This is a genomic window from Myxococcus sp. AB025B (assembly GCF_006518215.1).
Classification (GTDB): domain Bacteria; phylum Myxococcota; class Myxococcia; order Myxococcales; family Myxococcaceae; genus Myxococcus; species Myxococcus fulvus.
The window spans coordinates 24,185-36,059 of the sequence record NZ_SRLW01000004.1; the positions used below are offsets into that span (position 1 = coordinate 24,185).

12 protein-coding genes are annotated in these 11,875 nt (G+C 70.3%); 9 read left to right on the top strand and 3 right to left on the bottom strand.

What is annotated here, in order from left to right:
• Positions 1–11: 11 nt before the first annotated feature.
• A complete protein-coding gene (locus FL311_RS01175) occupies positions 12–383 on the bottom strand; it encodes a hypothetical protein (protein ID WP_141322950.1) in 372 nt (123 codons plus the stop codon).
• Between the two features lie 475 nt (positions 384–858).
• Positions 859–1,419: a sugar O-acetyltransferase gene (locus tag FL311_RS46055; RefSeq protein ID WP_274622330.1), complete on the bottom strand. Its 561-nt coding sequence runs from the start codon at positions 1,417–1,419 to the stop codon at positions 859–861.
• A 124-nt stretch (positions 1,420–1,543) separates the two neighbouring features.
• On the opposite strand from FL311_RS46055, the gene FL311_RS01185 reads away from it, so the two are divergent.
• The 7 genes from FL311_RS01185 (at position 1,544) to FL311_RS01220 (ending at position 8,738) form a co-directional block, all read left to right on the top strand.
• Entirely contained in the window at positions 1,544–1,912 is a 369-nt protein-coding gene (locus FL311_RS01185; protein WP_141322952.1) for a YciI family protein, read from the top strand.
• A gap of 274 nt (positions 1,913–2,186) precedes the next feature.
• A complete protein-coding gene (locus tag FL311_RS01190) occupies positions 2,187–3,200 on the top strand; it encodes a hypothetical protein (RefSeq protein WP_141322953.1) in 1,014 nt (337 codons plus the stop codon).
• A 12-nt stretch (positions 3,201–3,212) separates the two neighbouring features.
• Positions 3,213–3,851, top strand: coding sequence for a VOC family protein (locus FL311_RS01195; protein WP_141322954.1), 639 nt, complete (start codon positions 3,213–3,215; stop codon positions 3,849–3,851).
• A gap of 24 nt (positions 3,852–3,875) precedes the next feature.
• Positions 3,876–5,279 carry a circularly permuted type 2 ATP-grasp protein gene (locus tag FL311_RS01200; protein ID WP_141322955.1) on the top strand — a complete coding sequence of 468 codons (1,404 nt, stop codon included), beginning with the start codon at positions 3,876–3,878 and terminating at the stop codon, positions 5,277–5,279.
• A 4-nt stretch (positions 5,280–5,283) separates the two neighbouring features.
• Positions 5,284–6,474 (top strand): MFS transporter, encoded by a 1,191-nt coding sequence (locus tag FL311_RS01205; protein WP_141322956.1) that lies wholly within the window; start codon positions 5,284–5,286, stop codon positions 6,472–6,474.
• A gap of 295 nt (positions 6,475–6,769) precedes the next feature.
• On the top strand, positions 6,770–8,200 hold the full coding sequence (locus tag FL311_RS01215; RefSeq protein WP_141322957.1) for a chondroitinase-B domain-containing protein: 1,431 nt from the start codon (positions 6,770–6,772) through the stop codon (positions 8,198–8,200).
• A gap of 124 nt (positions 8,201–8,324) precedes the next feature.
• Complete coding sequence (locus tag FL311_RS01220; protein WP_228556608.1) at positions 8,325–8,738, top strand: DUF2079 domain-containing protein; 414 nt, start codon at positions 8,325–8,327, stop codon at positions 8,736–8,738.
• 84 nt (positions 8,739–8,822) lie between these two features.
• On the opposite strand, the gene FL311_RS01225 is transcribed toward FL311_RS01220, so the two are convergent.
• Positions 8,823–9,566, bottom strand: a complete 744-nt coding sequence (locus FL311_RS01225) for an AraC family transcriptional regulator (protein ID WP_141322958.1) — start codon at positions 9,564–9,566, stop codon at positions 8,823–8,825.
• A gap of 82 nt (positions 9,567–9,648) precedes the next feature.
• On the opposite strand from FL311_RS01225, the gene FL311_RS01230 reads away from it, so the two are divergent.
• Positions 9,649–11,472, top strand: coding sequence for a long-chain fatty acid--CoA ligase (locus tag FL311_RS01230; protein ID WP_141322959.1), 1,824 nt, complete (start codon positions 9,649–9,651; stop codon positions 11,470–11,472).
• Positions 11,473–11,549: 77 nt separating this feature from the next.
• Entirely contained in the window at positions 11,550–11,792 is a 243-nt protein-coding gene (locus FL311_RS01235; protein ID WP_141322960.1) for a hypothetical protein, read from the top strand.
• The last annotated feature ends 83 nt before the right edge of the window (positions 11,793–11,875 follow it).

An 11,875-nucleotide genomic window follows, 5' to 3' on the forward strand; every position in this document is an offset into this window, starting at 1 on the left:
CCCGCCCGACGTCAGTTGCCGCGGTAGGTCGTGTCGAGGATGCCCACGCCGGCCCCCTCCACGTAGAGGGTGACCCGCGTGCCCTGGGTGGCGGCCTGGGTGGCGCGCTCGAACAGGCCCAGGCGCTCCGCCTCGCTGTACTGGTAGCCCGCCGAAGCGGCGCTCGCGCCCAGGTAGTAGTAGTTGCCGACGAAGCTCCCCGTGCAATTCGCCGCCGTATACACCTGCACGACCACGTAGCCCTGGCCGTAGGTGAGATTGGGCTGACGCGTGTACGTGGCCGCGCAGACATAGCCATTCACGGCGATGGGCGCCGCCAGCGCCGGAGTGGCAAACCCGACCGACATCATCACCGCCGAGACAACGAGGGACGCTCGCTTCATGGTGTTGCTCCTTCCAAGGGAGACTTGGATTGGAACTCCCACAGCCAGGATGGACGTGGGGCTCGGGGAAATGGCCTTGCCCTTTCCACACGAACCAACGCGCGAGCCGCTTTTTCTTCCCGAGGGTGCGGGCTTCCCCGGCGCGAATCGCGCTCGGCACTGGCCCGGGGAGGCCTCGACGGCGCGGGGGGCTCCTCGGGTACGACCACGGCTCCATCATGCACGACTCGAGCACGGCGTTCTCGAGCAACGGGCTGCCGACCATCGAGCCCCTGGGGCGGGCAGGCCATCGGCCAGCGCGCCTCGAACGGCGACGACGTGGTGGCCGAGGGCGGTGGCGGCGGCACGGTGAACGCCAACCGCACCGCCGTGGGCGCGTGGGAGCAGCTCATCATCACCTTCGAGTGAGTCGCGGCCCGCCGGCCTGCCCTTGCGTCGTGGCAGGCCGCGCGGGTCGAGTGGCCCTGGGTGTGGCTCACCACCGTCTGTGGACGGTCGCCTTCGGGCCCGTCACCAGGCTCGCGTCCGGCACGTCGTCGCAGACGATGGCTCCGGCCGCGACCACCGCGTCGCGACCAATCCGGACCCCGGGAAGAATCGTCGCCCCCGCGCCAATCCACGCGTTCTGGGCCACCTCGATGGGCGCGCCCGTGAGGTACAGCCGCCGGTCCCCCGGGTCCACCGGGTGGCTCACCGTGATGAAGGTGACCTTCGGGCCGACCATCACCCCTTCACCCAGGCGGATGCCGGCGTAGTCGAGGAACGTGCAGCCCTGGTTGATGAACACCCGCTCGGCCAGCTCCAGCCGCAGCCCATGGTCCGTGTAGAACGGCGGATAGACGGTGACCCGCCTGGGCAGCGGCCGCCCCAGAATCTGCTCGAGCAGCGCCGCCTTGCCCGCCTCGTCCTCGAAGGGCAGGACGTTGAGGCGCGACGTCAGCCCGGTGACGCGCAGCACCCGCTGGCTCATCGCCGCGAACTCGGGGCTGAAGACCCGCTCCCCTCTCGCCAGGGACTCCGGGTCATGGATGCGCATGAGGTTCTCGAGCGGCATCCCACGAGCCTGGCCCTCGGGCCGCTCCCGAGTCCAGCGCCAGGAAACGCTTCAGCCCGGGCGACGGATGGAGGACGCTGGGCGCCCCCCACGCACGGAGCCGGTGATGACGTACATGCTGTTGGTCATGGAGGAGAGCAAGCGCAAGCGGAGCCGGACACCGGAAGAAGGCCGCCGCGAGATGGAGCGGATGATGGGCTTCGTCCGGGACCTCCAGGCGCGCGGGCTCTGGAAGGGCAGCGACTCCCTCCGGTCCGTCTCGGAGGGCGTCAGAATCGAGGTCCGGGACCACCAGCGCACCCTGCGTGATGGCCCCTTCGCCGAGTCCAAGGAGGTCGTCGGAGGCTATGTCCTCTTCGACTGCGCGAGCCGGGAAGAAGCGCTCGCCATCGCCAGCCAGTGTCCCGCGGCCGAGTGGTCCACCGTCGAGCTGCGCGAAGTCGGCGTCTGCTACGAGGAGGAGGACCCGGGCTGAAGCCCACGCCTCCGGGCCTCTCCAGGAGCTTGGTGGAGTGGAACTCTTCGCTCGAACTGTTGCGTGTCTGCCCTGAAGCGCCCACCCATTCCTTTCAGTTTCCAGGAGACCGAGGGGGCCTCCGTACCCCATCCATATCAATTCGAGATTAATATGTACTACTAGACATACCGGTAGTATCTGCGCGCCCCAGCTCGAAGCTGAGTTGGGGGCCGAGATGACTCGTGTTGCGAGGTCAGACGGAAAATCCGCAAGTCTTCACACCGAAGTGGCGGTGCTGAAATGGCTGCCTTCGCAGGCGGAATACCTGCATCAGCAGGCCGTGCGGCTGGCTCGGGCAGGGGGACCGCAAGCCGCGGGGGTCCGTGAGCGCGCCGAGGCCTGCGCGAGCACGCTGCGAGAGCTGCTGGACCCCGGGCAGCGCGCCGTGGTGGATGGCTATGCCAGCAATCGCACCACCCTGCTGGTGGTCGAGGGCATGCGAGAGGTGGGCGAGGGCGTCCCCGAGGCGAGACCCTCGCTCGAGTCCTTGAAGGTCGACTTCGATTGCCAGGTGCTCGCGTCACGCAGCCAGCTCCTGTTGAATCTCTGTGACAATCGCGCCTTCGCGTACGATTTGGATTACAATGAAATGGTCCGCATCGTTGGCAACTTCAAGGGGGGCGGCCAGCACAAGATTCCCGAGGAGCCCGCGCCCGAGGACGTGGAGCTCTCCTCCCACTCCGGCCTCGCGCTCGGTGCCCACACCGAGCCGCCGTATTACTGCTCGTTCCACGCGACGCAGCGGCGCTCCCCGGCGCCCTCGACGCTGATCCTGACGGCGCGGTGGAATCCGCTCCAGGAGCCGACCCAGGTCATCCCGGTGACGCCGGTGCTCCGGGCCCTGGGAGAGCCGGTGGTCGACGCGTTGACCCGCAAGCACTATCAATTCACCCGGCCCGACTCCTACGTCCCCGGTGACGAGGACGGCCGCGACGTCTCCATCGTGGACTACAACCAGCACGGTGACTACGCGTTCCGGTTCAGCGCCTATCGCTTCTCCGCGTGCGCCGGGGCGCCGGAGACCGCGCACAGGGCCCTCGCCGCGCTGCAGGCCGGCATCGCGAACGCCGAGCGGCTCCAGGTGACGCTGGACTCCAGCAAGGCCATCCTCATCAACAACACCAAGGCCCTGCACTGCCGCGACATCATCAAGGACAACCGGCGCATCCTCGTGCGACTGTTCGGCTACAACCGCTTCTCGACCGCCATCGTCCAGTCGAATGACCCGATGCTGGTCCAGGGCTGACCCCGCGACACCATGCCTCGACTCGACCACCTCTCCGTCATCGCACCCTCGCTCGTCGAAGGCATCTCACACCTCCGGGAGTGCCTGGGCCTCGACATCCCCTTCGGCCGCAAGCACATCCACATGGGCACGCACAATCACCTGCTCCGGCTGGGTGAGGCCGCCTACCTGGAGGTGATTGCCATCGACGAGGAGGCGCCGCCCCCCGCGTACCCCCGGTGGTTCGGGCTGGACGACCGCGCGGCGGTGCGGCGGGCGTGGGACGAAGGCAGGCGCCTGCGGGGCTGGGTGGCGAGCACCGACCACTTCGCCCGGGACCTGGCCCGGCACCCGGGCGTCTTCGGTGAGCCGCGCGAGTTCCACGCTGGCGCGTCCAGCTACTTCTTCGCCGTGCCCGTGGACGGCGCGCTGCCGCTGGGGGGCGTCGTGCCCTCGCTCATCGACCGCAAGGGGGCACGCCCGACGCTCGCGCCCCAGACCGAGCGGGGCTGTGAGCTCCTGGCCTTCACGCTCGAGCACCCGGACCCGGCTGGCATCACCCGGCTGTACGAGGCGCTCGACGTCCCTGGCGCGCCCACCGTGAAGCACGGCGCGGTGCTCCGCTACACCGCGACGATTCGCACGCCGTCGGGAATCCGCATCCTGACTTGAACCCTGGGGTCGACGATGTCCAAGGTGGCTTCTCCCTTTCAGAAAGACGGCGGCGGTCTGGCGCTGTGTCCCTACGACGCGGAGCTCGACGCGCTGCTGGCCCGGGCCTCGGCCGACGAGCGTGAGCACATCGCGGCGGCACAGCGCGACCTGCGCGCGACCGCGCTCGACCACCGGCTCCAGTTCGACGCCAACCACGCGTATCCGGTGTGCCTGCGGCCGACCCTCATCGACGCGGACTGGGCCGCGGAGCTGAAGCTCGCCGGCGAGCGCTTCATCCGCGTGTTCGACGACGTGCTGGAGCTGTACCGCCACGACGACGAGGTCCGCCGGCTCTATCGCGGCTATGAGCCGGTGCGTGACTACCTGCTCGCGGCGCCCGGGTTCCGGCCGCTCACGCGCATCTGCCGCTTCGACGGCCTGGTGGCGCCGGACGGCCGCTACCTCATCCTGGAGACCAACACCGACTGTCCCGCGAACCTGTTCGCGTCCGGGATGGCGACGCGGCTGTGGCGCTCGCGGCCCAACCCCATCCTGGCCGCGTGGGGGCGCGACGTGGAGCTGGTCCCCCAGCCCATCGTGGAGACGCGCAACCTGTTCATCTCGGAGATGCTGGACACGTATCGCGCGGACAAGGGGCGTGAGCCGAGCGAGGTCCGCATCGTCAACTACAACGGCCGCTTCACCAGCGAGACCGACCTCATCATCCAGGGCTTCGACGAGCGCGGCATCCACTGCGAGTTCATCGACCTGCGGGAGCTGGCGCCGGGCGCGGGCCACGTGACGCACCGGGGGACGCGCATCGACCTCGTCTACAACAAGTGGGACCTGCGCGACCTGGTCCGGTGCCCCGACGCCGAGCCGTACCTGCGCGCGGTGGCGGACGGAGACGTGGTCAGCGTGAACCCGCTGGCCTGCCAGTGGCTCTACGCGGACAAGTCCATCCTGGCGCTCCTGAGCGACCCGCGGTTCGGCGACCACTTCTCACCGGCGGACCGCCAGCTGTTCCAGCGCCACGTGCCGTGGACGCGCGTGGTGGCGCCCGGGCGCTCCATCTCCATGGAGGGCGACGCGGTGGACCTGTGCGACTACCTCCAGCGCAACAGGTCCCGCTTCCTGCTCAAGCCGACCAACGCCACGTGGGGCGACGGCATCGTGATTGGGAACAAGGCGCGGGAGGAGGACTGGCGGCGCGCCGTCGAAGCCGCGGCGTCCGACGCCTCGTACGTGGCCCAGGAGTACATCCAGGGTCACGTCGTCCACTGTCCGGACCCGACGACGGGCGAAATCACCCAGCGCATCGCGGACCTCAACATGTTCATCTTCGGCGGCAAGGCGGTGGGCTTCCTGTCGCGGGCCAACCAGAGTCCCATCATGAGCCTCTACAAGGGCGGCGCGATGCTGCCGGTCCTGATCGCTCACCACTAGCGTCATGCGCCCCCCCCTCCCGGACGCCGCCGCGTGGCGGAGCATCTTCACGATTTCGTTCCTGGTCGGCCTGTTCGCCGTCGCGGTGGGGGGCACGCCCGTGTTGCTCGGCGTGCTGCTGGCCCGCCAGGGCGTGGCCGACAGCGTGATTGGCATCTCCGCCGCGTGCAGCCCGCTGGGGCTGATTGCCTCGTCGTTCGTGATTCCGTGGGCGGCTGAGCGGTTCGGCGCGGTGCGCATCGGCGTCGCCAGCTGCCTGCTCGGCCTGACGGCGATGGTGGCGATGGCGCTCGTGCCCCAGCCGCTGCTGTGGATTGTCGCGCGCCTGCTGTGGGGCCTGGCGGTGGGCGGCTTCTACATCGTCAACAAGGCCTGGCTCGCGCAGCTCACGCCCTCGGGGCGCCGGGGCCGGGTGTTCGGCATCTACACGTCGTTCCTGTCCGCGGGCTTCGCGTGTGGGCCGCTGGTGGTGGCGCTGGTGGACTTCCGCTCGCCCCACTGCTTCGCGCTGCTCGGCGCCGCGTTCATCGCGTGCGCGCTGGGGGTGTTGCTCGTCCGCCAGCGACTGCCGGACTTCCACGGCACGGCGCGCGCGCCGGTGCTCGGGGCGCTCGGATTGATTCCGGCGGCGCTGCTGGCGGCCGCGTCGTTCGGCGCGTTCGACCACGCCTCCCTCGCGTTCCTGCCCCGGTTCGGGGCAGCGCATGGCACGAGCGCCGCGGTGATGGGCATCGGGCTGAGCGTGCTGAACGTCGGCAACGTGGTGCTGCAGCCGCCCATCGGCTGGGCGTCCGACCGCTGGGGTCGACGCCCGGTAATGGTGGGCTGCGCGTTGCTCACCGTGCTGGGCGGCGCCGCGCTGCCGTGGGTCATCGGCGTCGCGACGCCCCTGCTGTTCCTGTTCCTGTTCGTCTGGGGCGCGTGCGCCTACGGCACGACGACGGTGGCGCTGGCGTCCATCGGCGACCGCTTCAGCGGGGCGCAGCTGCTCGGCTGCAGCGCCGCCATGACGATGGCGGGCGGGGTCGGGGGTGTCACCGGCTCCTCGGCCATCGGCGTGCTGCAGGACGTGTTCGGCCCCCAGGCCTTCCCTCGCGCGCTCATCCTCATCTTCCTGGCGCTGGCCGTGGTCGCGGCGCGCTCGATGCGGGGCGGCAGCCCGGCCACGCTGCCCGACGCCGCCCCCACCCGGTGAGCGCGCCCACGCGCTGTCAGAGCGAGACGGAGGGCCGGCCGCCTTCCCGGGGAGTGACGCCACCGCGGACGGAGCCGCGGAGCAGGTCCTCGAGCGTGGAGCGGATGGCGACACGGTATGCGAGCTGCACATCTGGGGCGGCGCGTTCCACGGCTTCCACGACATCGCCCCCAGTCGGCGCTGGCGCGGGCGTGCATCGCGGCGCGGGACTCGTGGCTCGCGCGGAGGTTCGCGCGCGACGCCACCCACCCCGTGACGGGGTAGACTCCGAGCCCCCTCGCTTGGAGTCCCCTGGATGAGAACCGTCCCCCTCGTCGTCCTCCTCCTGCCGCTGTCGGGCGTCGCCGCCACGAAGAACGTGACCACCGTGGCGGAGCTGCAAGCCGCGCTGTCCTCCGCGAAGGCGGGGGACGACATCGTGCTCGCGGATGGCACCTACACGGTGAACGCGAACCTCAACTGCGCGGCGGAGGGCACCGACGCCCAGCCCATCACCGTGCGCGCGGCGAACCGGCACGCGGCGCTCATCCGCTTCAACGCCACCGAGGGCTTCAAGGTGTCGGGGCGCGCCTGGGTCTTCGACGGGCTCACCATCGAGGGCATCTGCGCCCGCGACCAGGACTGCGAGCACGCGTTCCACGTCACCGGCCACGCGGAGGGCTTCGTGCTGCGCAACAGCCGCGTGCGCGACTTCAACTCCCAGCTCAAGGTCAACGCGACGAAGAACGGCAGCGACGTCTTCGAGATGCCGCACCGCGGGCTCATCGAGCGCAATGACCTCTACGACACCCGCCCGCGCGTGACGGGGACGCCCGTCAACAAGCTCAACATCGACACGGGCGACGACTGGGTGGTGCGCGACAACGAGGTGCACGACTTCTCCAAGCAGGGAGGCATCTCCTACGGCGCCTTCATGAAGAGCGGCGGCAAGCGGGGGCTCTTCGAGCGCAACCGCGTCCTGTGCGCCCGGGACCGGCCGGCCTCGGACACGCGCATCGGCCTGTCCTTCGGCGGCGGAGGCACGGGCGCGGCGTTCTGCGCGCCGGCCTTCGACGCGACGGTGCCGTGTGACCCCGAGCACTCGGATGGCATCATCCGGAACAACCTCGTCGCCAACTGCTCGGATGTCGCCGTCTACCTGAACCGGGCCGCGCGCACGCAGGTGCTGTTCAACACCTTCATCGCCACGACGGGCGTGGACTTCCGCTACGCGTCCTCCACCGGCGAGGCCCACGGCAACGTGTTGTCGTCCGTCATCCGCAACCGCGACAACGGCCGCTTCACCGCGGGGACGAACCTGACGAACGTGGCCACGGGCACGTGGACGTCCTGGTACGTGGCGCCGGTCCAGGGCGACCTGACGCTGAAGGGCCCGGTGACGCAGCTGGTGGGCGCCGCCGCCCCCAGCGCCTCCGTCATGGAGGATTTCTGCCAGCGGCCCCGGCCCACCTCCGGCAACTACACGCTGGGGGCGCTGGAGCACTCGCTCGGCGACTGCGCGCCCGTCACGCAGCAGCCTGACGCGGGCACGCCGGACGCGGGCGGAGGAACCCCGGATGCGGGCGGAGGAGCCCCGGACGCGGGCGGCGGCGTGGCAGACGCGGGCACGACCCCGGACACGGGCGCCCCCGACAAGGACAGCGGGGGTTGCGGCGCCAGCCCGGGTCTGTGGCCGCTGCTCCTCGTGCTGCTGCTGCCGTTGAGCCTGCGGCGCCGGCTGCGTTAGCGGCTGTCTTCCATTCCGGCCCGTGGGTGACCTGCCCACGGGCGCAGGCAGACCAGGCGGACCCCAGGGCGAGAACCCTGGCGGAGCCAGTCATGACGCGCTATGGGCAAGCGCCAGCTCCACCATGGATGCCTCCACACCTGACTCGGGCCCCCAGCACCCGCGACCTCGACTGGCACCGCTCGCGCTGCTGCTCGTGGTCCTCCTCTGGCTGGTGCTCGTCGTCACCCCCGTCTGGCTTCAGGCCGCGCGGGCCTGTTTCCCGAACTTCGACCTGGGCATCTATTCCCAGGCAGTGGCGCGTCTGTCGTTGGCCCAGCCCAACCCGTGGATCAGCGCGCGTCAGGTGTTCATCTTCAATGACCACTTCGACCCCATCCTCTGGGTGGCGCATCCGCTGGCGCGGCTGCTCCCGCCCATGTGGGCCGCGCTGGTCGTCGAGGCCCTCTTCGTGCTGCTCACCGTGGCGCCCCTGCTCTGGCTCCAGGTGAAGGGGCTGCTGAGCCGCCGCGCCCTCGTCCTGCTCACAGCGCGGTGAGCGAGCTCATCGACGTGTGGCGCAAGGACGCGGGCACCCAGGTCCTCATCGACGACGAGCACGTCTTCCTGGCCCGAGGGCGCTTCACGGCGCACCGCTGACGCGCGTCTCGAAGAGGGTCCCCGTGAGGCCGTCGGTGAAGACCTTCGAGGGCGGCAGGCCGAACATCCCTCGGAACAGCCGGGAGAAGTGCGCCGAGTCGTAGAAGCCCGCGGCGTGCGCGACCTCGGTGAGGCTCCTCCCCCGCAGCGCGAGCGCCGCGGCCGCCTGCATCCGGTGCCACGCGCGATACGCCCCCATCGGCACGCCGACCTGCTCGCTGAACCGGTGCTCGACGAGCGAGGTCGAAGCCCCCACCCGCCGCGCCAACCCCACCGCGTCCGCGGGCGCCGACTCCCGCGTGGGAGCAGCAAGCCACGCGGCGACCCGCGCGATGCGCGCGTCGACCTCCCGCGGGCAAGGCCCCAGGTGCAGCGCCTGCTGGAAGAGCTCCGTCCAGGGCTGCAGGTGTCGCGCACCGAGGGCGATCTCCACGGCCGCGCGCACCGCGCTCGCGTCGACCTGATGGCGCAGCTTCACGCCGGGCTCCAGGAACAGCACCGCGGCGCGCCCCCCCTGGAAGTCGAGCGCGTGCCATTGCCACCCCCGCACGAAGGCGGCCTCGTGCTGCCCGACACGGCCGTCGCCGTCGACGAGCTCGAACGCATCATCCAATCCCACGAGCACGGCGTTGGCGGCGAACCGATGCCGGGGCAACTCGTGGAAGCGGCCGACGTAGAGCGCTCGACCTCCGCCCAGCAACAAGTGGCTCCGCATCTGCAGAATCATACAAGCCGGCCCGTGGCGCCGCACCTAGCGTGGCTTCGTGAAACAAGCCGCTCCCCTGCCCGCCACGCACCGAGGAGGCCCCATGGCCGAGGTCCACCCGTCCCTCCCCCAGATGATTCTCGACCGGGCGAACGCGTCGCCGCATCGCGTCGCGTTCCGCGTCAGACATGACGACACCTATGTGGACCACCGCTGGTCGGAGCTGCTGCCGCGAATCGAGGCGCTCGCCGCGGGGCTGTTGAGCGCGGGCACGGTGGACGACGGCGCGTGCATCACCCTCGTCGGCAACACCTCGATGGCGTCCTGTCTCGTCGACTTCGCGGCCCTGCGCGTCGGCCTCAAGACGGTGCCCGTCTACGCCAGCCTGCTGCCCGAGGAGGTGGGCTACATGCACGTGGACACCGCCGCGCAGCTCATCGTCGTGGACGACGCGAGCCAGCTCGACAAGGTGCGCGCCTTCCGTGCGGGCTTCACCTTCTTCGACCGGCACTACCCACCCGACGCGCTCGCCGTGCGAGCCAGGGTGGTGGTCATCCATCCGGCGGGGCTTGCTCCCGCCGATGACTGGGAGAGCCTGGAGGCGCTCGAGGCCCGCGGGCGCGCCCGACGGGCGGAGCTGGAGGGCGAGGTGCGCCGCAGGGCGTCGCTGATTCGACGCGAGCACGTCGCGACCTTCACGTACACCTCGGGGACCACCGGCGCGCCGAAGGCGGTGATTCAAACCCACGACAACATGCTGGCGATGCTCGAGGACGTCGGCACCGCGCGGCTCCTGGATGACAACGTGCTCACGCACGGCCTGTTCCTCTTCCTCCCCGCCGCGCACTCCTTCGGACGCATGGTGGAGTTCGCGGGCCCCTTCTTCGGCGCGCCGCTGGTGATGTCGTCGGTGCCCACGCTGGCGGCGGACCTGGTCGCCTCGCGCCCGGGCTTCTTCCCCGCGGCCCCGCGCGTCTTCGAGAAGATGATGGCGAAGGTCACCAGCACCATCGAGGGCGAGCGGGGCTTGCGCCGCTGGATGCTGGACTGGGCCCTGGGCGTGGGGCGTCGCGCCGCGACCCACGGCAAGTCCCGGCCCCTGTGGCTGGAGGCGCAGCGGGCCCTGGCGGACCGGCTCGTGCTGTCGAAGCTGCGCGCGCGCCTGGGCCTGGACCACGCCTCCGTGCTCCTGTCCGGCGCCGCCGCGCTTCGCGTCGACGTGCAGCTGTTCTTCCTCTCGCTCGGGCTGACCATCCTGGAGGCCTATGGGCTGACGGAGACGTGTCCCGGGCTCACCATCAATCCCAGGGAGGACGTGCGCCCTGGCACGGTGGGACGCGCGTTCTCCCGCTGCCAGCTCAAGGTGGACGCGGATGGCGAGCTGCTCGCGCGCGGACCGAACATCTCACGGGGCTACCTGAACAGGCCGGAGGCCACGGCGGAGGCCTTCGATGACGACGGGTGGTTCCGGACCGGAGACCTCGCCTCCATCGACGCGGAGGGCTTCGTCCGGGTGACGGGGCGCAAGAAGGAGCTGCTCAAGACGAGCGGCGGGAAGTACGTGGCGCCGCTGAAAATCGAGGCGCAGCTCAAGCGACACCCGCTGGTCCAGGAGGCCGTCGTGCTGGGCGACGGACGCAACTACTGCACGGCCATGTTCGCGCTCGACCCGGAGATACTCGCCATGGTGGCCCGGCGAGAGGGCATCCCCGCCGACCCCGCGCACCCGCGCATCAACGACATCCTGAAGGCCCTGGTGGAAGAGACCAACGCGGGCCTGGCGTCCTTCGAGCGCATCAAGACGTTCCGTGTCTCCCCGGGCCCGTTCACGGTGGATGGAGGCGAGCTCACCGCGTCGCTCAAGGTCAAGCGCCACGCCGTCACCCGCAAACACTCGGCGCTCATCGAGTCGATGTACGGGACCTAGGCGTCGTCAACCCGCCTGGGCTCGCCTAAGCTATCCCCGCACTTCGCGTATTCGGCGCGAATCAACGGGAGATGGTCATGCGAGCAACCCTGGCAATCGCGGTGGCGTTCGGACTGACGGCCTGTGGGGGCGTGGAGACGGGGGAGCCGATGGCGCCCGAGGCCACCGAGCAGGCGTCGTCGGAGCTGGCCGGCAGCTGCGAGGCCCTCGTCGGGACCTTCTGTCGCCCCGGAGCGTTCACCTCGTGCACCTGGTCCGACGGCAACCTGGGCGAGTGCGAGTGTCAGCGCACGCCCTTCAACAAGTGGCTCTGCTACTAGCCTTCACGCCGTGTCAGTCCCGTTGATTCCGTCCCGAGGCAGGCAGACGGAATCAACGGACCTGCCTCAGGGCTCGATGGGGA